This is a genomic window from Adlercreutzia rubneri (genome assembly GCF_009755265.1).
Lineage (GTDB): Bacteria > Actinomycetota > Coriobacteriia > Coriobacteriales > Eggerthellaceae > Adlercreutzia > Adlercreutzia rubneri.
In genome coordinates this window covers 25690-50097 of the sequence record NZ_WPOO01000014.1, presented here as the reverse complement: position 1 = coordinate 50097, position 24408 = coordinate 25690, and the positions used below count along the sequence as shown (strand labels likewise).

Genomic DNA, 24408 nt, shown 5'->3' with positions numbered 1-24408 from the left:
CTTCTCTCGATAGGGAACGCGCCCGTCGCCGCAACGGCGATTTCCTCCTCCTTACCCGACCCGGGCACGTCATTCATGATGGCTCAACCCCCAGGCCAAAGTCCATACCGAAAGAGGGGGATATTGGTCTGATCGCGTATTTTGCGATCCATAGCCCCCTCGGCAGCATCGCCGTCGGCCCTTAGCCGAACCGGTACTCCACGCCCATGGTCGGGCCCGGGTTCTCCCACTTCTTGATGATGGTGTCGCCGCAGATGATGCGGCAGGTGCCGCACTCCAGGCAGCCGGCGTAGTCGAAGGAGACGTTGCCGTCCTCGTCGCGCTTGTACAACGCCGCCGGGCATACCATGATGAGCTTGTCGAACTCCGCGGGGTCCTGGTCCTCCGCAAGCTCGATGTGCGCGCTCTCCTCGTCGACCTCGTACTTGTTCAAGGCGAGGTACTCGTCGACGTTGACGGTGTAATCCAACCTGCTCATAGGGCCTTCATCACTCCTCTCGCGTCCTTGACGAGGTTCATCACACCCACGCTCTTCAGCGCGCCTGTCACCTGCTTCTTCATTGGAGGCATCGGCTCGCCGTCCACGACGAACATGCCGTTCATGAGGTCGCGCACCGTCTGCGGGTAGCCGTCGAACATGCGGGTGAAGCCCTCCATGAAGGCGGGCACCTTCCGATACTGGCGCAGGTCGCGCAGCACGAAGCTCGCCTCCAGGGCGGCCACGTAGCTGCTGAGGCCCTCGGCGCTCGTATCGCCGGCGTCGATGGCGCGGGCTGCCTCGCGTCCGGCGTGCATGCCGGCCGCCACGGCGTAGTCCATGCCGCGCACCTGGTAGCCCAAATTGATGCACATCATGGCCGACTCGCCGGCGAGCAGGACGCCGTCGCCCACAAGCGGCGGCATGATGTTGATGCCGCCCTCGGGCACCATGTGCCCGGAGTGCTCCACCACCTTGCCGCCCTGGATGAGGGGCGCGACGGCGTCGTGGCTCTTCAGATCCTCCAGCATCTGGTAGACCGGCGCGCGGCCATGCGTCGCCGTGGCCTCGATGCCGGCCACCACGCCGAGAGAGATGGACTCCCTGTTGGTGTACATGAAGCCGCCGCCGAAGGTGCCCTTGGTGGAGTCGCCGGCGATGAGCCACGCCGCGCCCTCGTCGTCGGAAGCCGCCAGCACCCGGTCGGTGATGACCGAGGCGGGAAGCTCGATGACCTCCTTGATGCCCACGGCGATGGCACTCGCCGGCGGGCGCTTGGCTCCCACGGCCTCAGCGGTGAGCAGCGAGTTCACGCCGTCGCACAAAAGCACGACCTCGGCAGTGATCTCGTCCTCGCCGGCGCGCACGCCGCAGATCTTGCCGGCGTCGTCCTTCACGAGGCTCTCCACGGCAATGCCGTAGATGAACTCGGCGCCGGCCTCCTCGGCCTTGCCGGCAAGCCACTGGTCGAAGGGGCCGCGCAGCACGGAGTAGGAGTCGCGTCCCTCCTGCTTCATGGCCTTAGACGAGAAGTCGATGGTGAAGTTGGCATCGTCGCTCATAAGCGAGATGCGCTCGTGGGTGATACGGCGCTCCAGCGGTGCCTCCTCCTCGAAGTTGGGGAACACCAGCTTGAGCGCATGGGAGTAGATGCGGCCGCCGGTCATGTTCTTGGCCCCGGCGAAGTTGCCGCGCTCCACCACGAGCACGCTCTTGCCGGCGCTCGCCAGCTCATAGGCGGCCACCGACCCGGCGCAGCCCGCGCCCACGACGATGGCGTCGAAATCTGCCATGGGGACCACCGCCTACAGCGCCGCCGAAAGGGCGGGCAGCACGGTGTTCAAGTCGCCCACCAGGCCGTAGTCGCACTGCTTGAAAATGGGGGCGTTCTTGTCCTTGTTTACGGCGAAGATCGCACCGGCACGGTTGACGCCTACCATGTGCTGCATCTGGCCGGAGGTGCCGATGCCCACGTACACCTTGGGCGAGAGCATCTGGCCGGACACGCCGATGTAGGACTCCGTGGGCATCCAGCCCGAGCCCTCGGCGAGCGGGCGGGTGCAGGCCATCTCGGCGCCGATCTTGGCGGCGAGATCGCGGGCAAGGCCCAGCTGATCCTCCTCGGCGAAGCCGCGGCCCGCGCCCACCACGACATCGGCGGCGGCAAGGTTCACGTCGGACTTCTCCAGAGGCTCGGCGGCCACGCGCACCACGGGGTTCGCAGGATCGACGAAGGCCACCTCCTCCACCGCATCGGTGCCAGAGGTGCCCGCGCCGTCGAAGACGCCGCGGCTCACTGTGCACAGGGCTACGTCACCGACCGGCGCCACCGTGCGCTCGCCCGCGCCGCCGAAGTAGAGCGACGTGGCGCCGTCGGGGCCGAGCGCGAGGACGTCGGTGATGACGGCGGCTCCCATATGGGCCGCCAGTCGCCCAGCCACGCCAGACAAGCGCGTTGTGGGCTCGACGAGCACGCGGGCGGGCTGCTCGGCGTCCGCGATGGCGCAGACGGTCGCCCAGGCGTCCTCCACGATGCGGTCGTCCGGCACGGAGACCTTCAGGCTCTTGTCGGCAACGCCCGCAAGGTCGGTGCCGATCCCTAAGGCCACCACCTCGTCGGCGAATCCACGGGCTGCGGCGCCCATCTCTGCGGCGGCGTCCTGGTTCTCGGCAATGATCAGAGCTTTCATACTGGCGTTCCTTCCCTACAGCGCCGCTTTGAGGGCGGCGGCGAACTTCTCCACGGCGCCGTCGTCGGTGGCGTCGTACACTTCCATGGCACGCTCGGCCTGAACCGGGGCCTTGCAGGACACGACCTCAAGGGCGGCCGCGGGGGCCTCGGCCAGGGCAACGGCCTCCATGGGCTTCTTGCCCGCGGCCAGGATGTCCTTCATGCCGGGGATGCGAGGCGCGGCCGCCTCGGGCAGCACCGACACCACGGCGGGCAGCGGCACGGAGAGCACCTCCACCTCGTCCTCGGTCTTGCGGCGCACCTTGAGTGAGCCGCCGTCCTCCTCCAGCGCGATGGCGCCGGCGACGTAGGGGACGTTCAGGCGCGCGGCCAGCTGGGCGCCGGTCTGCTTGGCGTACAGGTCGGCCGAGCCGTCGCCCACAAGGACGACGTCCCACCCGTCCAGGTCCTCCACCATGGGGGCGAGCACCTGGGCGGTGGCGTAGGCGTCCATGTCGGCGCAGGCGTCGTCGGCCGTCAGGTACAGGGCCTCCATGCCGCGGGCGAGGACGTTCTTCTTGGTCTTGGAATCGTCGATGGAGGCGGCCCCCGCCGTCACGGCGATGGCGGAGCCTCCCGTGGCGGCGGCCAGCTGGACCGCGGCCTCCAGGGCGTTCAGGTCGTACTCGGAGACGACCGGCCGGGCTTTCGAGAAGTCCAGCGACCGGTCGGCGGCCACCTGGATGTCCTGGTCGTCGGGGACGATTTTGATTGCGGCGACTACTTGCATAGAGCATTTCCTTTCTCGCGGAGTGCATCGGTCCCCGCACTGCCCGCACGCTCACCGAGCGCTTCCGCTTGCGCCATCCGTGACTTTGGGCAGGAACCGACTCTATCCTCGAGTGCCATTCTATTAAGCTGAAAACACACCTTGAAGGGACACTTGGCAAAAGTGTCCCAATAGAGACAGGAGCTTGTCAGCAACGAGTCCGAAAAAGCTTGCGTAACAACTCACAGAGCCACATAATTGCTATACCGACTCAGATAGATGGCATATTCCGGTTTTCTCCCAGAATCGCAAATTGGGAGTATTCAGCAGCTCTTTCTTTCGTCACACTGTGCCCAAGGTCGCGAAAGGGGCGTTATGAGCAAATCCGATGACACCAAGGAGCGCATTGCCCGCACTTTCCTCGAGTGCATGGAGACGACTCCTTACGGCAAAATCAATGTGAGCCAGCTATGCGAACGGGCCCATATCTCGCGAAAGACGTTCTACTACCACTTCGAGGACAAAGAACGGCTCGTCCGCTGGATCTGCATCCAGGATCTCATCGAGTGGGCGCACTCCGATACCAGTGATGGCCCGAGCAGCTACGTCAGCCTCATAAGCTTCTTCATCGAGAAGAACCGTATTTTGTACGGGCACGCCCTGCTGGATATGACCCCCGGATCGTTCGGGCAGCTCTTCAGCGATGTGCTCTATTACCTCATCGACGGCCGGTTGGGGCGTTTTTACGAGGAGAGTATGGCCGATGAGGAACTGGCGCACCTGTCCCTCGCGTTCGCGGTGGATCGCGGCCGCATGATGGCCAGCTATTGGCTCCTCAGCGATCGCGAGCCCGATGCCGAGGAGCTGGAACACTACCTCTATCAGGAGGAAGTCGTCAACAACCAGATCATCGGCCGTTGGCTCAACAAGCCAAAGACGGCGAAAGAGCCTCTGCGGCCCCCCGAGTCGCTGACCGCTCTCGACCTTGAGCAGAAAATGGTGCACACCTTCTCGACCAAGGAGCTTCTGCTCAAGGCCCTCGAGAACCACGAATCGGGCTCCATCGCCCCGGAGCGGGTCAGCATCGAGCGCCAGTTCCGACGTCTCAGATAGCCGTCACTGAGCCCATCGAACAACAACGGAGGACCCGCAAGCGGGTCCTCCGAATACCTTAACGTCTCGTCTTGCGCAGAGCCGATTCTAGCGATGGGTGAGCTGCGGGCAGCTGTCCTCGCGATAGCCGATGACGCCGTCGGCTCGCAGAGCTTCGATCTGGCTCTCGTCGAAACCGAAATCGCGCAGAATATCCTCGTTGTCGAATCCCGAATCCACCCCGGAGCGCCAAACTAGACCCGGCTCATTCTTGAGAACCGGCTGCACGTTGGGCGCAATGACGTCAGTCTCGTAGCGCGCGCTCGGATAGGTGGTGAACGTCTCGCGTGCCTGGAAGTGGGGATTGTCCTTCATATCGGTGTAGGAGTACACCAAGCTCGCCGGTACCTTCGCCCCGCTGAAGATGCGCTCCACTTCCGAAGCCGGACGCTCGGCGCAGAATTTGGCCATGGCCTCGTCAATCATCTTCCCGCCTGGCGTATTGTGATACAAACGCGCCGAGCCGGCGGGAATCTCGTCGGTCCCGTAAGGCAGCCCGAGCACCTCCATGACGCTCTTGAACACGGCCGGACCGAGCGTCATCACCACGCAGTGCTTGCCATCGGAGCACTCGTAGGCCCCGTAGCCCGCCACCAACTCGGCGTTGGGGAACGGCGTATGGGAAATGGGGTTGCCCGTATTGAGCTCTGCCATCATGTTCTGGCCCTGACTGCGGAGAACGGCCTCGTACTGGGCGATATCGACGCTTTCCCCCCGCCCTGTTTCGCGCACGCGGTACAGGGCGGCCAGCGCGCCAACCGCTCCCAAATAGCCCGAGTAGACGTCGCCCACATCTTGGGAGGAAGGGAATGGCGCCATACCAGGAAGGGAATTGACGTACATCAACCCTCCGAACGCCTGGGCGATAGGATCGTAGGACGCCCGGGACACGTAGGAGTCTTCGCCCGCCTGGCCAAAGCCGGAGATGTGCACGATGACGAGAGCCGGATTCGCTCGCCACAGCTCCTCGTCGGACAGGCCCCAGCGATCGTATTGGCCGCCTTTCGAGGCCTCGATAAAGATATCCGTGGCGGCGAGCATCTTCAGAAAAACTTCGCGGCCCTTTTCCGAGGGGATATCGAGCGCCATAGAGCGCATATTGCGGCGGTTGAGCTCGACCGACCAGCCCTGATGGAAGCCGCCGCCTCGCGCGATGTCGGGCGCTTTCGGGTTCTCGATCCAGATGACGTCGGCGCCCATGTCGGCCATGAGCTGCGCGCAAAAGGGACCAGCGATCGAAATGGACGAATGCACCACCTTCACGCCCTGGAGCGGGCCGAATTGGGGAATATCAGTTCTTCTCATAACTCTTTCTCCTTACGGTTGTTCTTACATTTTTTCAAGCAGCGCCTTCAACGACCCCGCGCGTGTTCTGGACGCAGAGCGCCGCCAAGGCGGGCTTGTCAACCTTCCCTACGCTTGTGCGCGGAAGCTCGGTCATGACCATGATCGCTCGGGGCTTCTTGTAGCTCGCCGCCCTTGTTTTAAAGTACTCCACGAGTTCGACCGGATCGACGGACGCGCCCTCGGCGGGAACGACAGCCGCGGCCACTGCCTCCCCCAGATCTTCATCATCGATCCCGAACACTGCCGCCTCTCGCACGCCGGGGTGTCCCTCGAGCACGCCTTCCACCTCGAGGGCGTACACGTTCTCGCCGCCCGTCTTCACCATATCGTTTCTACGGCCGACAAAGCGATAGGAGCCGTCAGCCGTCTTTACCGCCAAATCCCCGGTCGGATACCATCCGTTCACGCACGGATCGAGCGCGTTGAGATAGCCGTCGAACATGGCGGGCGACCATCCCCACAGCTCCCCCACCTCCCCTTCGGGTACCGCCAGCCCCTTTTCGTCTATGAGGCAAACCGTGCAGAAAGGATCGGGGTAGCCGATGGAAAGGGCGGCATCGGGATCGCCCTCGAACTGCTCCTTGCTCAGGTAGCGGGAGAGGCAGACGGCGTTCTCGGTCTGCCCGTACCCGACGCGGGCGAAAGCGCGGGGAAACAACGAGAACACCTCCCCCATGGTTTCCAGCCGGTTCTTCCCGCCCGTCAGCGTTATGCATCGAACATCAGGGAACGCCACGTCGCAGCCAAATGCGGCATCGCGGATCCGCGCCACCAGGGAAGGCGGCAGCAAGAGCATTTGCGTAATGCGCTCGCGGCGAAGCATCTCCACCACGTAGGAACCGCGGAGAGATTTCTGTAGAACCACCTTGGCTCCACAGAGAAGGGCAAAGGCGAGAAACGAGAAGCCACCCTGGTGAAACAAAGGGCTGAAGAGCAGCAGCGCGTCGTCGCTTCGGTAGGCGTGATCACCGTTCTTGAAAGCGAGTATCTTCGCCACGAGAGCTTGATCGCTGTAGGCCACCGCTTTGGCGGTGCCCGTCGAACCGCCCGTGAACAGTACGAGAGCGCACTCATTTTCCGGCGACTCGTCAATGCGCGGAGCATCGCCGAGTCGCAAGACCGCAGCGTCGTCCCCGAGCACACCGCCCTCAGGAAGGAGGACCACCGGCCACGACAGCTCGCCGAGGGCATCGCGGGCCAGGGCTGCGTAATCGTCGGAGGCGATCAGCGCCGAGCAGCAGGCGGCTACCAGCTGCTCGGCCACTTCTCCAGCCGTCAAGCGCCAATTCAGCGGGACGGGGACCGCGCGAAGGCGCATGAGGGCGAAGAGCTCCACGACGAAACGGGCGCTGTTGGGGAAGAGCAGCGCGACATGATCGCCACGGCGCACCCCGATGTGTCTGAGACGGGCCGCCTCCGATTCGACGCCCTCGAAAAGCTGCGCGTAGGTGATGCGCTCCTCGCCGTCGACCAACGCCGTTCCATCGGCGAACACCGTGCACGATTCGCAGAACATCCTATAGAACGTGTGTCGCACGACGGCCCTCCTTACCCGCAAATCCACGATTGTCCTTCTACAGCGTCTACTTCTTCTTCATGAAGTTCTCGGCCAGATAGGCCAGACCTTCCTCGGACAAAAAGCACAGCGGGGAATCTTGGGCGTCGGCCGCGAGCACGGCGGGAACCTCGCTGAGGACATGCGTGTTCACGATGCGCTTCATGATGCGAAGAGGCGTGCGCGGGAGCGTCGCTATCTTCTCGGCGCTCTCCATGGCCTTTTCCATCAGCTCGGCCGCCGGCGCGTGAACGCTCACGAACCCCAGATCGAATCCTTCCAATCCCGTGACGCGACGCCCGCTGTACCACAGCTCCTTCGCCTTGTAGACGCCGCAGGCCTGGGAGAGAAACACCATGGCGCCCATCTCGGGGGCAAGGGCTACGTGGAGGAAGTTGGAGGAGAAGATCGCCTCATCGGCGGCATAGACCATATCGCACGCCAGAGCGAGGCTGAAGCCACCGCCCATGGCGTACCCCTCGACCGCCGCGATGAAGGGCTTCTCGCAATTCTGGATATAAGAGACGGCGCGTCCGAACACGGAGATGCTGTCGCGGCTCTCCTCCACGCTTTTGCGGCCACCGGAGGCCACGCCGGACAGATCGCCCCCCGAGCAGAAGCAGCCGCCCTCGCCGCGCAGCACGATCGCGCGCACCTCGTCGTCGTCCTGCACTTCGAGCACGGCCGCGCACAGCTCCCTCATCATGGGCGCTCCCATGGCGTTCTTGCGGGCCGGGTTGTTCAGCACGATCTCCGCAACGCCCGTGTCGTGCTTCTCGATGTAAACAAGCTCGTTCATCAGTTGCCCCCTAGCGTCGATTCAAGCGCTTCGCTTCGGCTTTCGCCAGCTCCTTGCCCACCGACTTGATGATGATCTCGTCGGTGCCCCCGCCGATGCGGTTCATGCGCGCATCGAGCCACACGCGCCCGACGGGGCTTTCCTCGGTGTAGCCCAGACCGCCGAGGATCTGTATGGCCATATCGCACACCTCGAAGGCCTCCCGCGCGTTGTACAACTTGGCGAGACCCGATTCCACCTGCGTCGATTTCCCGTTGTCCTTCATCCAGGCAGCCTGCAGCACCTGGAAGCGCATGTTGTCGATCTTCACGCGCATCTCAGCGAGCTTGTCCTGGATGAGCTGGAACGAGGAGATGGGCTTACCAAACTGCTCGCGAGTGACGGCGTACTCGAGCGCCGTGAGGTAGCAGTACTCGGCTTGCCCGAGGGACTGATTGGCAATGGAGATGCGCTCAAGCTCGAAGTTCTTCACGAGCTGCATGAAGCCGTTGTTCTCTTTGCCGAAGATATCCGACTCCTCCACTTCGACGTTGTCGAAGTACACCTCGCAGATCGGAGCCGACTTGTTGCCGATTTTCTGCATGGGGCTCATCGTGATGCCCGGCGCGCTGGCGTCAACGAACCACATGGTCATGCCTGCGTAGGGGTTCGGGTTGTCGAGATCGCGTGTCACAAACAGGATGTAGGGGCAATAGGCGGCATTAGTGATGAACGTCTTGGTGCCGTTCAGGTACACCTTGCCGTCGCGCCGCGTTGCGGTCGAGGCGATGCACGTGCTGTCGGAGCCAGCGCCAGGCTCCGATATGCCGAGGGAGAATGCCATGGCTTTCGTCTTCAATGCCTCGGTCACCTTGCGCAGCTGCTCCTCCGAGCCGAACTCTTGCGCATCCTTAATCTGCAGCACGGGGGTGTTGAAGGGGAAGTTGCGGCGGAAGAAGCGCTCCTGCACGAGCATCATTGTCACTTGGTCGACGGGCACGCCGCCGAACTGCTCGGGAAGGCCGAGCGTTCCGAACGGGGACTCCTTCAGGGCAGCGTAATACTCCTCGGGAACGCGATGCTCGTCGTAGCATCGCTTGAAGTACTCCTCGTCGAATCCGCAGGAATCCATGAACTGATCCGCTGCTTCCATGAGCAGTTCTTGCTCATCGGTCGGAGAAAACTCATACATAGGCCGATCTCCTTTCGCGTACCGGGCTCTCTATGGCCCGCTACGCGAAAGTCTGATCGGATGTTCTCTCTTACTGAACTCACAGATTTCTCAAGTGGGAAAGAACAGTATCATAGGGTGACACTTTGTCATTGTGAGCGCATTTGATTGCCTGGATCTTGAAAAGATCACCTATCGAGTCGCAGGCGGAACGCGAAGTCGCGATTCGCCAAGGCAGAAACCCTGGCCTAAAATGCTTTACAGCTCGATGGGGTTCCAGGAGCCGTCGATGTCGCAGAGCCAGGCCTCGGCGTCGTCGATGGTGAAGAAGGTGAGGCGCGGGTCAGCCGGATCGTCCCAGTCCTCGCCGAGGGCGACCATGTGTTTGAAGCCCTCCTCGCGCACGGTCGCGTTGGCGCGGTCTTCCAGGTTCGCGCGGCCCCGCAGGATGATCCAGCCGCGCCCGGGCTTCCAGGCGGTCAGCTCCACGCGGGGGATGGCCTGCATTTCGCGGTAGCAGTCCTTGGTGGTGGCGGTGCAGAACTGGATCTCGCCGTCCTGCAGCGCGGCGAAGCTGAAGGGGCGCACGTGGGGCTGGGCGCCCTCCGGGGTATCCTCCACCGTGGCGAGGTACCAGGCGGGGACGCTCGTGAGGTAGTCGACGATAAGCTCGTTTCCGGTCATTTCGGGTTCCTTTCTTGAAATTCTGGCTTGTCCGCGGGAGGTCGGAGGCGGAAGTGCCGTGCTCAAACAGCATTCAATGGCAGGGCTCGATGAGGGCCGCATCGTTCTACCCATGCCATTGAATGAACTGCGCGCGGCGCCACCGCCTCCGACCTCCCGCTGCTCAACTCTTTATGACAAGGGAACATAGTTGGTGGCGACGACGGCGGCGATCATGAGGACGAGGGCACCGGTGCCGACGGCGTCGCGCCAGGTGAGGCGCAACGGGTCGAGACGCGTGGTGCCGACGCCACCGTGGTAGCAGCGGGCCTCCATGGCGGCGCTCAGGGTCTCGGCGTGGCGGAAGGCGCTCGTGAACAGCGGGATGAGCAGAGCCGTAAGCGACTGGATGCCGCCACGGAAGGGATTCGCGTTGAAGTGGGCGCCGCGACTTTTCTGGGCGCAGTAGATGATGCCGAGCTCGGTCATGAACTGCGGCAAAAAGCGCAGCGCGATGCCGAGAATCATGCCCAGCTCGTGGGCGGGAACGCCGATGCGCGAAAGCGGTGCCATCAGACGCTCGAAGGCCGCCGTGATGTCGAGGGTCGCGGTCGTCAGGGTGAGCAGGCTCATCCCCATGAGCAGAAGCAGCAGGCGACAGCCGATGAAGACGGCCGACTGCAGGCCCTTCTCGCTGATGCAGATGATGCCGAACTCGAAGTAGACGTGGCCGCCCTGAACGAACAGCACGTTCAGGAGCGCCGTCAGCACTACGAGCACAAGCAAGGGGCCGATAGCCCGGATGGCCTGCAGCAGCGGGATGCGGCTCGCCGCGTAGAAGCCCACGATGAACAGGGCCGCCACCGCCAGCGACAAGGGCGTCGCCGCGCAGAACACCGCTGCCATGAGCACGAAGGACAGGATGAACTTCACCCGGGGATCCATAGCGTGAACCAGCGAGTCCTCGGGCCAGTACTGGCCGATGATGGCGCGATCAGGCATCGTCGCCACCACCCTCGGCGACGGCGTCGGCAGCCCGCAACGCCGCGAAGCCGACCGCCGCATCGGGCGCGGCGGCCACCGGGGTGCCCGCAAGTTGGGCGGCGATGTCGGCGGCCAGGGTGCGCTCGTCGTAGAGGTCGCGACCCAGCGTAAAGCCGGCCTCGCGCAGGGAGGCAGCGAAGGCCTCGGGCGCCGGAGCCCCCAGGCCCACGGCCTTCAGCGCCGCCGCGTCGGCGAACACCTCGGCCGGCGTCCCCAGGCGGAACACGCGTCCCTCGGACAGCACGAGGATGCGGTCGCTTAGGGCCGCCAAATCCTCCATGGAATGGGACACCATGACGATGGTGCGGCCGCCGGCGTGCAGCTCGCGGATGAGCCCCAGGAACTCCTCGCGGGAGAGCGGATCCAGCCCGGCCACCGGCTCGTCGAGCACGAGCACCTCCGGCTCCATGGCGAGCACGCCGGCGAAGGCCACGCGGCGCTGCTGCCCGCCGGACAGATCGAAGGGGCTGCGCTCGGAAAGCTCGTCGAAAGACAGCCCCACCAAGGCCAGGCCCTCCCGCACGCGGCGGTCGACCTCCTCGGCGCCAAGCCCCATGTTGCGCGGCCCGAAGGCTACGTCGTCGTAGACGGTGTTGGCGAACAGCTGGTTCTCGGGATACTGGAACACGAGTCCCACCTGGCGGCGCACCTCGGTGGCGACGCCCTTCTCCGCCAAGTCGCGCCCATCGGCCAGAACACGGCCGCACGTGGGATGCACGAGTCCGTTCATATGCTGGATGAGCGTGGATTTTCCGCTGCCGGTGTGCCCCGCGACGCCGAAGAACTCCCCCGGCTCCACCGTGAAGGTCACATCGCGCAGGGCCCACACGGCATCGGGCGCGTTGCCCCAATCGGCCTGGCGGGCGGCGTCCTTCTTGCGGCGGCCGCGCCTCTTCTTCGCCTCGCCGCCCTCGTAGGAGTAGCTCACATCTTCGAACGCAAGGCGCATAGCTCCTCCTTCAGGGTGTCGTCGGTGATGCAGGTGGAAACGGGAACGCCCGCGGCCTGCAGCTCGAGCGAAAGGCGGCAGGCGAAGGGCACCTCCAGGGAAAGCGAGCGCAGCTCGTCGGCGCGCACGAGCACCTCTTCCGGGGCGCCGTCCATGCGGATCTCGCCGCCGTCGAGCACCACCACGCGGTCGGCCGCGGCCGCCTCTTCCATGAAATGGGTGATCATCACGACGGTCATGCCGCGCTCATGCAGCTCGCGCACGACGCGCATGAGCCCGGCGCGCCCGCGCGGGTCGAGCATGGCCGTGGCCTCGTCCAGGATGAGGATGGCCGGGTCCATAGCGAGCACCCCGGCGATGGCCACGCGCTGCTTCTGGCCGCCCGAGAGCGCATTGGTCTCGTGGGCCTCGAAGCCCTGCAAGCCCACTTCGGCGAGCGCCCGGGTCACGCGCTCGCGCAGCTCGGGGTTGGGGATGCCGAGGTTCTCCGGGCCGAAGGCGACGTCGTTCTCGATGAGGCTCGCCACCAGCTGGTCGTCGGGGTTTTGGAAGACGAGCCCGGCGTTGGAGCGGATGAAGTAGGTCTGCTCTGCGTCGCGGGTGTCGCAGCCGAACACGTCCACCTCGCCCTCGTCGGGCAGAAGCAGCGCGTTGATGTGCTTGGCCAGGGTGGACTTCCCCGAGCCGTTGCCACCGAGCAGACACAGAAACTGCCCCTGGGGCACCGTCAGGTTCAGATGACGGAAGACGAAGGCCTCCCCATCGTAGGTGAAGGCGGCATCGCGGAAATCGACGAAGACGTCTGCACTCATTAGCGGCCCTTAACCTGGTCTTTCTTCGGGGTGATGAGGTTCGAGATGGCCTTGTAGACGATAAGCGTCAGAATGGCGTTCAAAAGGCCCTTCAGCAGGTTGAACGGGATGAGGATGGGCACGATCATGGCCACGACGGCATCGAGCGGCACGCCGAGCCAGGCCGGGGTGACCACGAGGTTGCCGAGCACGGCCATGATGACGGCGAACACGATGCCGAGCACCAGACCGATGATGGCGCCCTTCAGGGTGTGAATCTTCTTGTACACGAGCGCCGAGGGCAGAATGAAGCCGATGACCACGAGCAGGTTCATGAGCGCACCCGTGAAGTCGGCGAACAGGATGCCGTGGGCCACCACCGAGATGATGCCGCAGGCGAGACCCGCCGCCGGGCCAAAGGCGAAGCCGCAGACCGCCGCGGGCATGATGGAGGCGTCGTAGGACAGCCACGCCACGCCGGGCAGCAGCGGGAACTCGACGAAGGACAGGAGCACCGAGATGGCGCACAGAAGCGCGATGGTCACGAGCACGCGGGTGGACCAGCGGTTCGTGTTCGCCATGGTCTTCTGGGCCGTGGGTGCCTTGGCGGGGCGCACGGTGGAGGAGCCGACAGCGGGATGGGTCGTGGGCTTGTTGGCCATGATGGACCTTCTTTCTCTTCGCGAGGCGTATCTTCCGGAGCCGCTTCCCCTCGCAAAAAGAAAACGAGCCCGTATGAATTCCTTTCATACAGGCTTCCATGATGTCGCGCTTCCGTTTGCATCGGCCCCGTCGGTCGGGGCGCCAGAAACGCGAACGTCTGCCTCTCCCATCCGGACTGTGACCGTTGGCCCCGGAATTTCACCGGGTCAGCCTGCACTCTCGCGCAGGGTCGCGGGCTTGCGGGCGGCTCGTGTCCGCCGCCATGCTTACCGCCAGTGAGGATTTCCACCTCGCCCTGAAACATAATTCACGGGGCACATTGTAGGCGACGGCCGCCGTGCGCGCAACCCCCGGGGCCATTGGATGCGCGCGGCGGTCGATAGACGCCGCCGATGCCTCGGGACCTCCGGGCCTCGGGATCTCCGGGCCTCGGGCCTCGGGGCTTCCGGGCCTCGGGCCTCGAGGCCTCGGGGCCTCGCGCCGCCCGTCAGCGGCGACGGGGGTACAGCACGTAGCCACGCTCGGTTTCGGCGCGCCCTTCGAAATCCTCGCCGCGTTCTGCAAAACGCGGGCGGTCGTGGGGGCAGATGTCCATATGGAAGGCGTCGCCGACGGCGCCCGAGGCGAGCACCTCGTCGGTCGGGCCCTGGGCGGCGACCCTCCCCTTCCGCATCACCACGAGGTAATCGGAGTAGCGCAGGGCAAGATCCAAATCGTGGATGACCATAGCAACGGTCTTGCCCTCGCGGCGGTTCAAGTCGCGCACGAGGGCCATGAGGTCGTGGCAGGCGCTGATATCCAGATAGGTGGTGGGCTCGTCCAGCACGATGAGGTCGGTGTCCTGGGCGAGTGTGCGGGCCACATGGGCACGCTGACGCTCGCCGCCAGAAAGCTGGTGCAGGTCATGATTGCGGAAGACCGCGACCCCGGCCCGTTCCATGGCGGCTTCCACGGCCGCGCGATCGGTCGGCCCGAGTCGGCCGCCCCACCCCAGGTGCGGATGGCGGCCGCAGGCCACCAGAGCCTCCACGGTCATGGGAGGCACGCGGGAGGTCTGGGCCAGCACGGCCATCAGATGCGCCCGTTCGCGCGAGGCCAGCTCACCCGTGTCGTGGCCGGCCACTTCCACCCGCCCCGCCACAGGGCGCAAAAGGCCGGCGGCCAACTTCACCAGCGTCGATTTCCCGCAGCCGTTGGGACCGACGATGCTCGTCACCGCGCCGGCGGGGATGGCGGCGGAAAGCCCTTCCATGAAGGGGGCACCCGGCTTGTAGGAGAACGAGACGCCCTCGTAGCGGATGGCGCACTCCGGCGAGCGCGCCCCAACGTCGGCGGGACGCGCACACGACGGCGTTCTCTCGCCCCGGATAACGCACTCAGTCAAGGCCGCCTCCTTTGTTCTTCAGGATGAGGTAGATGAAGAAGGGGCCGCCGATGAAGGCCAGAAGGATGCCCACGGGCAGCTCGTAGGGGGCGAACAGCACCCGGGCCAGAAGGTCGCAGCCCACAACGAAGGCCGCCCCGGCCAAGGCCGAGGCCGGCACCACCCAGCGGTTGTCGTGGCCGACGAAGAAGCGCATCAGGTGCGGCACCACAAGCCCCACGAACCCGATAAGCCCCGCGAAGCTCACGGCCGCACCGGCGAGCACCGCGGCCACGGCGAGCATCCCCAGACGCACGGCGCGCACGTTCACGCCCAGGCTGTGGGCGGCCTCGTCGCCGAGCGAGAGGATGTTCAGCTTCGCCGCCCCCGCCAGCGCCGCCACCAGGCCCACAGCGATGTAGGCAGCGGGCCACGCCAGATCGCGCATGAGCACCCCGGACAGGCCGCCCACAAGGAAGGTGGACGAGCCGATGTAGGCGTCCGGATCCACGATGAGGATGGTGTTCATGCCCGCGCCGAACACCGTGGTGATGGCGATGCCGGCGAGCACCACGGTCAGGCGGCTTAAGCCCGTGCCCAGCGACAGCGCAAAGATGATGAGCGCCGTCGCCAGCGCCCCGATAAAGGCCGCCAGCGGCGTGAGCCACAGCGCCCCGGGAACGAGCGAGGCGGCCAGCAGCACGGCGAGACCAGCGCCGGAATTCACGCCGATGACGTTGGGGCTCGCCAGCGGATTGTCCAGGCACGCCTGGATCAGCGCGCCGGAGGTGGCCAGGGCCGCGCCGGCCAGAAGCGCCGCCAGCACCCGCGGCACGCGGACGTTCTCCAAGATGTTGCGGGCCATATCGGAGACATCGCCGCCGACAAGCCACGCCGCCAACTCCGGCAGGCTCACCGAGGAGGCGCCGAGCGTGAGCGCCGCCGCCGTGGCCGCCGCGAGAAAGATGGCGGTCGCGGCCACGACGATGATGTTGCGGGAGACAGAACCCATGGCGCAAGGCATCTTCCGCCGCTAGTTCTGCCCGTAAAGGTTATCGAAGAGCCCCTGGTAGGCCGCATCCCACTGGGCGTTGGGCTTTGCGAGGTACAGCGTCGGGTCCAGGGTGATGTAGCGGCCGTTCTGCACGGCGGACAGGCTCGACCACGCCGGATTGGCCGCCGTGGCCTCCTCGAGGTTGCGCATGGCCGCCTCGGTGTCGTTGCCCATGGGGATGACGAAGATGAAGTCGGGATCCATCTCGATGACCGCTTCCAGGCTGAAATCTTTCAGAAGGCTGCGATTCTCGTCGGCGAGGTTGTTCACGCCGAGATCGGCCAACATGGCCCCGGTCTGCGTACCGGAGTTCTGCACACGGGTGCCGCCGGAGAACGTGGTGAGCAAAAGCGCCGTCGGCGGGTTCTCGGCCGGCGCCGCGCCCACGATGGCGTCGATAGCCTCGGCCACCTTCGCCACGTTCTGATCGTAGAGGTCCGCGCGCCCGGTGATGTCGGTGAAGGTGCGCATCAAGCGCTCGTAGTCGTCGAAGGTGGTCACCTCGAAGTAGGCCACGGGGATGCCCGCGCCCACAAGCGCGTCGCGCAGGTCGGCCTGGCTGGAATCGCCGCCGCGGCCGCCGGTGCCGCTCGTCATGATGACGAAGTCGGGATCAAGCGCCATGACAGCCTCGAGGTTCACTGCCGTGAAGTCCCCCACCGTGGCCACATCAGGACTTTGGATGGTCCAACCGGCCGCCTGGAGCGCATCATCGGAGACGCCCACGAGCGTGCCCCCAGCCAGTTCCCAGGCGTTCGCGAAACTGCCCATGCAGGCCACCACGCGCTGGGGGTTGTCCACGGTGACCTCGTTGCCCGCATCGTCGGTGAAGGTGACCGGACCGGGCACCGCCTCGGCCGCGGGAGCCTCGGGGTTCTGCTGCTCCTGCTGGGTCGCATCGGCCGCCGGAGCCTCGCTTTCCTGCTGGCCGCATCCGGCCAGCGCCAACGCCAACGCCGCCGCAGCAGCGCACAGTACAAACTTCTTCAAAACAAAATCCTTTCTATACAAAAACTCACAGGTTCGCCCAAGGAAGTCAGCGAGGTTGCGACAGGTGCCTGATATGGCCCCGCCTTTGGGCCAAGCGGCCTTCGTGCCGCGCCGAGCCCAAAACAAGGGGCCAGATCAGGTGCCTGTCGGAACCGCAGCGTCAGGACGTTCATTCGGCAATAGCCGAATGAACGTCGAGTTGTTGGCCGTGGGCGCAGTAGTCGTCTTGGGCTAGGATGTCGCCGTCGTGATAGTAGGCGGCACGGGCCCGGCAGCCGCCGCAGCCGTCCTTGTAGTCGCAGGTGCCGCAGGCGCCGGAGTAGGCCTGGGTGCGCAGGCGCTCGAACACCGGGCTCGTCTTCCAAATCTCGTCGAAGGGCTGCGTCCGCACGTCGCCAGCCTCCTCGGTCATGTAGGCGCAGGGGCGCACGATACCCTCGCTGCCCACGACGCAGTAGGTGAGCCCCGCTAGGCAGCCGCGGGTGAAGCGCGTGTCGATGCCGAGCTGCTTCGCCACGCGGGTGAACTGCGGCGCGCAGGTGGGCTTCACGTCGATGGACACTTCCGCCGACTTCTCCATGATCTCGCGCAGAAGCGTCTCGTTTTCCAGCACCTCCAGGCTCGTCTCCTGGATGTACTCGCCACGGCCGACGGGGATCAGGAAGAAGATGTAATGGGCGACAGCGCCAATCTCCTCGGCGAAGTCGGTGATGGCGCACACCTCATCGCGGTTCCAATCGACCACGGTGGTGTGCAGCTGGAAGGGCAGGCCGGCGCGCTTGCAGGCCTCGATGCCGGTCAGGGTGAGCGCATGGGCGTTCGGAAGGCCGCGAAACTTGTCGTGCTTGGCGGCGTCCAGGCTGTCCACCGAGATGCCCATGGCGGCCGCGCCGGCCTCTTTCAGGCGGCAGGCCACCTCGTCGGTGATGAGCGTGCCGTTGCTGCCGAACACCGGGCGCAGGCCGCGGGAGGCCGCATGGGCCACCAGCTCGTAAATGTCGGGACGGAGAAGCGGCTCGCCGCCGGAGAAGATCATGATCTTGAAGCCCGCCCGGGCAATTTCGTCGATCATCTTCTTCGCCTCGTCGGTGGTAAGCTCGCGCTCGGTGGCCTCCTCGGCGTCCTGGTAGCAGTGGACGCACTTCAGGTTGCATTGGTTCGTGGTCATCCACGATACGATCATGTCGGGGTCTCCTCTCCCACGCATGGACGCGGCCTCAGGCTGACGGCTCACGTGCCGCAGGCTCGACGGCAGGTTTGCCGCGCGTTCGGCCGCAAGGTGGTTTCAAGGATACCCAGAGCGCTTTCCGCAGGAATCGCCCGAACGGGCTAGGTTGGAAGGACGCCGCGGGAGATGAGGACGCGCACCTTAACCCGTCTGCAGGGCGAAAGTGCGAACCGCATCGGCAAAAAGGCGCTCGCGGGCGTCGTCGGTGCCCAGGCGCGCCCAAGGGGCGTCGCGGGTGATGGCGGCCAGATCGGCGACGGTGTAGAGGAAGACGCCATCGAGGGAGGCGACGCGATGATCGATAAGCGAGCCATCCGCGCTGGCGTCGACGAGCAGCATCGGCCGGCCCCGGCGCAGGCGGACGACGCCCTTCATGAGGCGCCGATCGAGCGAGGTGCCTTCCACAGCGCTTTCCGCCAAGACGATATCGGCATCGACGAGCAGCGCCGAGAGCAGCTGGGGATCGGCCATGGGCGCGCCGAGCACGCGGGCGGCCTCCTCGCAGTCCCCATCGCCGAGCACCTGGAAGCGCTCTACGCTGGCGCCGAGGAACGCGCCGGCGAGGGCCAGCGAGAAATCGCCCGCGCCGGCAGCAAGCACGCACCGGCGCTCGAGATGGCCGAACACGCGCCGGGCCAGCTCCACGGCCGTCTCGGCCAGCGCCGCCGTCGAGGCGGACGCATCCGCCGCGGACAAAGCGCTGGACAGACCGGAGGCCGCCGCAGCGAGCCGGGTCAGGGCATCGCCCAGCGTGGCCGCCTTCCGCGCCTCCGACAGGGCGCGCGCCCAACAGGCGGGCAGCGCGGCCGGCAAGCCCGGCGCACCAAGAGCCCCGCGGCCTCCCGGCTGCGACAGCTCTCCCGCATCGGCAAGCCCGTCGCATTCCCCGGGAAGCAACGCGCCTTCCCGGGATCCCCGAGCGAACTCGTCCAGGCCGCACAAGGCGGCGAACAAGTGAGAGGCCACGTCGATCCCCTCGGCGAAATAGAGCGCGCCGGCCACCTCCCCCTCGGCCACAGCGCCGAAAAGCCCGGCGGCGATATCGTAGGCGTCGCAGCCCTCGTCGGCCACAGCGTACAGCTCCAGCCGGCCGTCCGCGGCCACGAGAAGCCCCTCGCTCAGGCTCCGGTGCCCCGAGACGGCGCCGAGCAGCGCGCGGCGGGCGGCGGCGTCGGCCAAATGCTGGCTCGCCGATGGGAACACCGGGCGGCGCGGGTTCACACCCGCAACGAACAGACCCATGGCCCTACCCCGCCGACACCGCGATGAGCAGCACCGCCGCCGCAAGGCCGGCAATGGCCAAAGCGTCGCGGGTTCTCGCCGACGCGGCCCAGGGCGCCAGAAACGACAGGGCGCAGAACACCGACCACACGGCCGTCGTCGCCAGGGAAAGCGCCACACGCGGCACCAGATAGCCCAGGTTGCCCTCGGTGCCGATCTGCGCCATGGCCGCGTAGAGCGCCACCAGGTGCGTGAACCCGATGAGCATGGCGGCGATGAGCACCGCAAGGCCCACAAGCCCCGCCAAGCGCGAGATGAGGGCGAGCGTATCCAGCGCCGGCGTGTTCAGCTCGAGCACCTTGGCGCTGCGGGCCGTCATAAGCCGGCGCTGGTACCAGTCGAGCGCAGCCGATACGGCCGAGGTGGCGAAGCAGGCCAGGGCGACGAACACGAGCACGATATGGGGCACGAGCAGCGGCCAGTGGTAGAAGGCCATGTTGTCGGCGCCCGCGGGGTCGAGGATGCGCAGCCACTGGGACACGAGGATCAGAAGCGCCACCACCGGCGCGGCGACGGTGGAGAAGGCCAGTCCACGGCGAGTGACGAGCAGCCCCGTCGCTGTCACCACGGCGAGCACCCACGAGGCCAGCATGACGATGTTGGGGCCCGAGAGCAGCGTGCCTGCGGTGCTTACCGACTCCATGCCGATGACCGCGGAATGCGCCGCCACGGCGACCAGATAGACGCCCTTGGCCGCCCACGCGGCCCGCCGGTGACCGCGCCTGAGGCCGAACGCCCCCAAGGCGCTCGCCGCGCCGTAGAGCAGGATGCAGAGTATTTCGAAGACGAACAGGGTCATGAGCGCGCTATCCTCCCAGCCTGAGGGTTCAAGTCTATCCGAGGGCGCCTTTCCCGCCATCCCCCGTTCGGGCTAATCAGCGGCGGCGCAGCAGGCCGGTCTCGAAGCCGTAGGCCACCAGCGCCGCGCGGTTCGCACGGCCGCACTTCGTGGTCATGTGGGACAGATGCGCCTTCACCGTCTGCTCGGAGAGGGAAAGCCGCCCGGCGATCTCCTTGTTCGAGAGACCGCCGGCGATGTAGTAGAGAATCTGCTGCTCGCGCAGGGTGAATGCAGAATCGGGGTCGGCGACGAAGATCATCGGATGTCCTTGACGAGCCGCCCTTAGGCGAAGTCGTACAGATCCTTGGCGGCTTCCTGGAAGTCCGCATAGGCCTCGGCGGCGATGACCTCGTCATCCACCAACTCGAAGGAGCAGGGCTGGCCGTCGGCGTCCACCTCGGTCACTTCCAAGACCACCACTTCACCAGAGGAGGTAGCCGGATGCTCGTCATCCACCGGGAAGAAGAACCCGAACGAGCTCTCCCCCTTCAGCACGAGCCCGAGGAACTCTAGTTCCACCTGTTCGCCCTTCTCATCGACGAGCGTGATGGTGATGCCCTCTTCGGTAGGCGGGCAAAAGTTAGGAGCCGAACCTTCACGAACCATGTTCGCGCCTTTCTCTCAAGCGTGGAAGAGCGTAGAGGGACACGGGGTGCTGCTCACCAAGCGAGTTCCGCAGCGAACGAAACAGCCCAGTGGGCTGTTTCGCCGAGCGAGGACAGTACGCGCGACTGAGCAGTACCCCGTGGCCCGATCCCGGGAGAGCTGCTATTGCGCCCTTCCGTGGCGGTGCTTCTTTTTCTTGTTGTTCACCGGTTTGGGCTTGACGGCCGCCGCCACCGCCGCGGCGTCGGGCGCCTCGCCGGTCGCTTCCTTCTGCTCGGCCACGTAGGCCTCGGCGCGGGCGTTGGCCTCAAGGCGCGCCAGCGGCACCTGGGCGATACCGGTGGAAGCCGAGTGGTCGAACTCGAACAGGCCCACTTCCGTGCCGTACTTCTTCTGCAGCTTCGCGAACTTCGGCTCGCGGGTCTTCCACATACAGTAGAGCGGGCACGCGATGGCGATGGACGAGTAGGAGCCAGCGATGAGGCCGATGGCCATGGCGAACGCGAAATCCTTCAGCGTCTCGCCGCCGAACAGCAGCATCGCGAACACCGGGATGAACGAGGTGAGCGTCGTGTTGATGGTGCGGATGAACACCTGGTTCATGGAGTGGTTGGCCATGGTCATGAAGGTGCAGCGGATGTCCTCGCCCTTCATGTTGTCGTTGATGCGGTGGAACACGACCACGGTGTCGTAGAGCGAGTAGCCGAGGATCGTGAGCAGGGCGGCGATGGTGTTCGGGTTCACCTCGCGGCCCACCAGCGCGTAGATGCCCACCACCAGGATAAGGTCGTGGAACAGCGCGACGATGGCCATGACGCCCATCTTGTACTCGAAGCGGATGGCGATGTAGACGATGATGAGCAGGATGGACACGAGGAAGGCGATGAGCGAGCTTTGGATGACGCTCGCGCCCCAGTCGGGACCGATGGTGGTGACTTCGAAGTCGCTGGCGGTCATGCCGAGGGCCTCGGCCACCTGGTTGGCGCGGGCCGTGGCGTCCTCGGCCGAGGTGGTCGTGGTGCGCACGAGGAAGCCGGGCTCGCCGTTGGTCTCGGTGGTCTGGATGACGGCGTCGGGCTCGCCGGCGTCGTTCATGGCCTCGCGCATCTGCTCGGTGGTGATATCGCCGGTGCCGTGGAAGGCCACCGACGTGCCGCCGACGAACTCGATGCCGAAGTTCAGGCCGCGGATGCCGACGATAGCGAGGCAAGCCACCATGGCGACGACGGCCACGGTGAGGAACACCTTGCGGTAGCCGAGGAAGTTGATGTCGTGCTTGATGAAGCGGCCGCGGATCTTGCGCACGGCAGTGACGGCGACCGAGCCCGGCTCGCCCTCGCCCTCGGCGACGGCGCGGGTCTCGGCGGCGTTCATCTGGGCCGCCGTCTCGGCCTCGGCCTCGGGCACGCCCTCGGCGGCGGCCAGCTCGGCGTAACCCTTCGACGCGTCGATGGAGTCCTTAATGCCCCAGAAGCCGGGGTGCTTCGCAATGACCTTCGGCGCCAGCAGGCGGATAAGCGGCGCCTTGAAGATGAGCATCATGGCGATGTCGCAGATGATGCCCAAGGCCAGCGTCATACCGAAGCCCTTGACGGAGGCGGCGGCGAGGAAGAACAGGCACAGCGCCGAGACCATGGTCACGAGGTCGGCGTCGATGGAGGTGAAGATGGCGTGCTTCACGCCGGTGATGGAGGCCGCCTTCACGGATCGGCCCATGCGGATCTCCTCGCGGAAGCGCTCCACGGTAAGGATGGAGGAGTCGGCAGCCATACCGATGGTCAGCACGATGCCGGCGATGCCCGCCAGCGACAGACTGAACAGGTGGAAGGCGGAAAGGGCCGCCAGGATGCCGAGGTAGAGCACGGCGAACACGGCCATGGCCGCGGCGGTGATGATACCGAGGCCCTTGTAGAAGAACAGCAGGTACAGCATGACGACCGCAAGGCCGATCAGCGCCACCACGACGCCGGAGACGAGCGCGTCCTGGCCAAGGGTGGGGCCGACGACCTGGGACTGGGCGTACTCGAAGGACACCGGCAGCGAGCCGGACTCTAGGATGGTCTGCAGCGCCTTGGCGTCTTCCAAAGAGTACTGGCCGGTGATGGACACCTCGCCGTTGGGGATTTCGGACTGCACGGCCGGGGCGGACTGCACCTCGCCGTCCAAGATGATGACAATCTTGCCGTGGTCGGCCACCAAATCGCGCGAGGCGTCGGCGAAGGCCTTGGCGCCCTGGGAGTTCAACGTGATGTTCACGCTGTAGTAGGTGCTGCCCTCGCTCTCGCGGCCGATGGTGACGTTGGTGATGTCGGCGCCGGTGACGATGGGCGTGTAGGTGCCGGCCTCCACGGCCATGTGCTCAACCTGGCCCGAGGGGAAGGCGTTGCCGAACTCGTCGGTCACCGTGCCCTCACCGGAAGTCTGGCCGGAGTCGATGGCGTTCTTCACGTCCTCATCGGTGAACGAATCCAGGCGGGCGAACTCCAGCGAGCCGGTGCGCCCGATGGTGGCGAGCGCCTCTTCCGTATCGGCCAGGCCGGGGATCTGCACGAGGATCTGGTCGCTTCCCTGCTCCTGCACCGTGGCCTCCGAGGCGCCCAGCGCGTTCACGCGGCTCTCGATGATGGCGCGGGACTTCTCCATGTCCTCGGGGGTGACCGGCGCACCGTCCGTGGACTTCGCCGTGAGCACCACCGACAGACCGCCCTGGATGTCCAGGCCCTGGTTGATCTTCTCGTTGGGCGGGGTGAACAGCACCACCGACACGACGATGAGCAGGGTGGTGAGGATGAGAAGCCACACGTTGCGGCGATCCGCCGTACGGGCCGGCTTCTTCTTGACGTTGCGTTCCAATGCCATGGGATGCGACCTTCTTCTTTCGCGTTCCTAGTTTCCCGCGCGTTCTTTATACCGCGCGTTCCTTTTCTCTTGCGCGAAGAGCGCCCAAGCCTCCCCCGAAGCGGCGCTTTCACTTCAACTTGCCTATTGTGCCATAAATGAACCGAAGGTCAACGCCTGATTCTGACATCACGACAACTAATGCGACATAATCGGGAGCGCCTCGGGAGCCTCAGGGGCGCGCCCCAACGTGACAACGCTCCTCCGCTCGGCGGCGAACCCGTGAAACGAGCGTGCTCCAACGCCAGAAGACCCCTCCACCCGGCGACGAGCGCGCCAAACGAATACACCCGCCTTCGCCTCAAGGCCGCAAGCTATCAATCTGGCTTGGAAATTGGCTTGGAAATCACGAAACATCGGAATACAGAGGGAAACGAACCCTACGATCGTCCAAAATGGCTTGGAAATCACGAAACATCGGCGATTGGCGCCTCTCGGCAGGCTATTTCCTTCATTTTTCTGAAGTTTCCCCAGGTGATGTATTACAACGAAACGCCTTTTTCGCTTTTAGCGCCGATGTTTCGTGATTTCCAAGCCATTTGAAGGCTGAGCACATGCGCTTTTGCCCCTAAACCCGATGTTTCGTGATTTCCAAGCCATCCGAGGGCCGGCAGGTT

Annotated in this window: 24 protein-coding genes and 1 riboswitch; of the genes, 2 read left to right on the top strand and 22 right to left on the bottom strand. The window is 65.3% G+C overall.

The annotated features are described in order from the left end of the window. Window positions 1–181: 181 nt before the first annotated feature. Genes GO707_RS08555 through GO707_RS08540 form a run of 4 tightly spaced genes read right to left on the bottom strand, consistent with a single transcriptional unit; the run spans window position 182 to window position 3438 of the window. Window positions 182–478, bottom strand: coding sequence for a ferredoxin family protein (locus GO707_RS08555; RefSeq protein ID WP_114540235.1), 297 nt, complete (start codon window positions 476–478; stop codon window positions 182–184). Further along, window positions 475–1770, bottom strand: coding sequence for an FAD-dependent oxidoreductase (locus tag GO707_RS08550; protein ID WP_114540236.1), 1296 nt, complete (start codon window positions 1768–1770; stop codon window positions 475–477). Before GO707_RS08550 ends, GO707_RS08555 begins: the two co-directional genes overlap by 4 nt. 12 nt (window positions 1771–1782) lie before the next feature. Then, window positions 1783–2667 carry an electron transfer flavoprotein subunit alpha/FixB family protein gene (locus tag GO707_RS08545; RefSeq protein WP_114540237.1) on the bottom strand — a complete coding sequence of 295 codons (885 nt, stop codon included), beginning with the start codon at window positions 2665–2667 and terminating at the stop codon, window positions 1783–1785. Window positions 2668–2682: 15 nt separating this feature from the next. Then, window positions 2683–3438, bottom strand: a complete 756-nt coding sequence (locus GO707_RS08540; RefSeq protein WP_114540238.1) for an adenine nucleotide alpha hydrolase family protein — start codon at window positions 3436–3438, stop codon at window positions 2683–2685. 354 nt (window positions 3439–3792) lie between these two features. Here GO707_RS08540 and GO707_RS08535 point away from each other — a divergent pair, with 354 nt between their 5' ends. Beyond that, window positions 3793–4530 carry a TetR family transcriptional regulator gene (locus tag GO707_RS08535; protein ID WP_173113544.1) on the top strand — a complete coding sequence of 246 codons (738 nt, stop codon included), beginning with the start codon at window positions 3793–3795 and terminating at the stop codon, window positions 4528–4530. 87 nt (window positions 4531–4617) lie between these two features. Here GO707_RS08535 and GO707_RS08530 read toward each other — a convergent pair whose 3' ends face one another. From GO707_RS08530 to secD, 18 genes are all read right to left on the bottom strand, one after another. Next, window positions 4618–5874, bottom strand: coding sequence for a CoA transferase (locus GO707_RS08530; protein ID WP_114540240.1), 1257 nt, complete (start codon window positions 5872–5874; stop codon window positions 4618–4620). A 34-nt stretch (window positions 5875–5908) separates the two neighbouring features. Beyond that, window positions 5909–7453, bottom strand: coding sequence for a class I adenylate-forming enzyme family protein (locus GO707_RS08525; protein ID WP_147272712.1), 1545 nt, complete (start codon window positions 7451–7453; stop codon window positions 5909–5911). 46 nt (window positions 7454–7499) lie between these two features. Then, complete coding sequence (locus tag GO707_RS08520) at window positions 7500–8270, bottom strand: enoyl-CoA hydratase/isomerase family protein (protein ID WP_114540242.1); 771 nt, start codon at window positions 8268–8270, stop codon at window positions 7500–7502. A gap of 10 nt (window positions 8271–8280) precedes the next feature. Continuing rightward, entirely contained in the window at window positions 8281–9441 is a 1161-nt protein-coding gene (locus GO707_RS08515; protein ID WP_157012797.1) for an acyl-CoA dehydrogenase family protein, read from the bottom strand. A gap of 237 nt (window positions 9442–9678) precedes the next feature. Then, window positions 9679–10104 carry a pyridoxamine 5'-phosphate oxidase family protein gene (locus tag GO707_RS08510; RefSeq protein WP_114540244.1) on the bottom strand — a complete coding sequence of 142 codons (426 nt, stop codon included), beginning with the start codon at window positions 10102–10104 and terminating at the stop codon, window positions 9679–9681. 171 nt (window positions 10105–10275) lie between these two features. Next, window positions 10276–11085: an energy-coupling factor transporter transmembrane component T family protein gene (locus tag GO707_RS08505; protein WP_114540245.1), complete on the bottom strand. Its 810-nt coding sequence runs from the start codon at window positions 11083–11085 to the stop codon at window positions 10276–10278. After that, window positions 11078–12076, bottom strand: coding sequence for an energy-coupling factor transporter ATPase (locus GO707_RS08500; protein ID WP_114540246.1), 999 nt, complete (start codon window positions 12074–12076; stop codon window positions 11078–11080). Before GO707_RS08500 ends, GO707_RS08505 begins: the two co-directional genes overlap by 8 nt. Beyond that, window positions 12052–12888 carry an energy-coupling factor transporter ATPase gene (locus GO707_RS08495; RefSeq protein WP_114540247.1) on the bottom strand — a complete coding sequence of 279 codons (837 nt, stop codon included), beginning with the start codon at window positions 12886–12888 and terminating at the stop codon, window positions 12052–12054. The genes GO707_RS08500 and GO707_RS08495 overlap by 25 nt, the downstream gene beginning before the upstream one ends. Continuing rightward, complete coding sequence (locus GO707_RS08490; RefSeq protein ID WP_407925152.1) at window positions 12888–13529, bottom strand: ECF transporter S component; 642 nt, start codon at window positions 13527–13529, stop codon at window positions 12888–12890. Before GO707_RS08490 ends, GO707_RS08495 begins: the two co-directional genes overlap by 1 nt. 155 nt (window positions 13530–13684) lie before the next feature. Beyond that, window positions 13685–13837: riboswitch (FMN riboswitch) on the bottom strand. A 180-nt stretch (window positions 13838–14017) separates the two neighbouring features. Next, complete coding sequence (locus GO707_RS08485; protein ID WP_232325744.1) at window positions 14018–14914, bottom strand: ABC transporter ATP-binding protein; 897 nt, start codon at window positions 14912–14914, stop codon at window positions 14018–14020. Beyond that, window positions 14907–15905 carry a FecCD family ABC transporter permease gene (locus GO707_RS08480; RefSeq protein ID WP_114539795.1) on the bottom strand — a complete coding sequence of 333 codons (999 nt, stop codon included), beginning with the start codon at window positions 15903–15905 and terminating at the stop codon, window positions 14907–14909. Before GO707_RS08480 ends, GO707_RS08485 begins: the two co-directional genes overlap by 8 nt. A 21-nt stretch (window positions 15906–15926) precedes the next feature. Beyond that, window positions 15927–16937 carry an ABC transporter substrate-binding protein gene (locus tag GO707_RS08475; protein ID WP_232325742.1) on the bottom strand — a complete coding sequence of 337 codons (1011 nt, stop codon included), beginning with the start codon at window positions 16935–16937 and terminating at the stop codon, window positions 15927–15929. 169 nt (window positions 16938–17106) lie between these two features. Next, window positions 17107–18120 (bottom strand): putative heme d1 biosynthesis radical SAM protein NirJ2, encoded by a 1014-nt coding sequence (nirJ2, locus tag GO707_RS08470; RefSeq protein ID WP_157012795.1) that lies wholly within the window; start codon window positions 18118–18120, stop codon window positions 17107–17109. A 186-nt stretch (window positions 18121–18306) separates the two neighbouring features. Continuing rightward, complete coding sequence (locus GO707_RS08465; RefSeq protein WP_114539797.1) at window positions 18307–19407, bottom strand: hypothetical protein; 1101 nt, start codon at window positions 19405–19407, stop codon at window positions 18307–18309. A 4-nt stretch (window positions 19408–19411) separates the two neighbouring features. Beyond that, window positions 19412–20245, bottom strand: a complete 834-nt coding sequence (locus tag GO707_RS08460) for a hypothetical protein (protein ID WP_114539798.1) — start codon at window positions 20243–20245, stop codon at window positions 19412–19414. Between the two features lie 76 nt (window positions 20246–20321). Then, on the bottom strand, window positions 20322–20546 hold the full coding sequence (locus GO707_RS08455; protein WP_114539799.1) for a response regulator transcription factor: 225 nt from the start codon (window positions 20544–20546) through the stop codon (window positions 20322–20324). Between the two features lie 23 nt (window positions 20547–20569). Then, window positions 20570–20893 (bottom strand): DUF1292 domain-containing protein, encoded by a 324-nt coding sequence (locus tag GO707_RS08450; protein WP_114539800.1) that lies wholly within the window; start codon window positions 20891–20893, stop codon window positions 20570–20572. Between the two features lie 162 nt (window positions 20894–21055). Further along, the gene (gene secD, locus GO707_RS08445) at window positions 21056–23752 is read right to left on the bottom strand and encodes a protein translocase subunit SecD (RefSeq protein ID WP_114539801.1); all 2697 of its coding nucleotides are present in this window, start codon (window positions 23750–23752) and stop codon (window positions 21056–21058) included. Window positions 23753–24013: 261 nt separating this feature from the next. On the opposite strand from secD, the gene GO707_RS08440 reads away from it, so the two are divergent. Beyond that, complete coding sequence (locus tag GO707_RS08440; protein WP_147272696.1) at window positions 24014–24334, top strand: hypothetical protein; 321 nt, start codon at window positions 24014–24016, stop codon at window positions 24332–24334. Window positions 24335–24408: the final 74 nt, after the last annotated feature.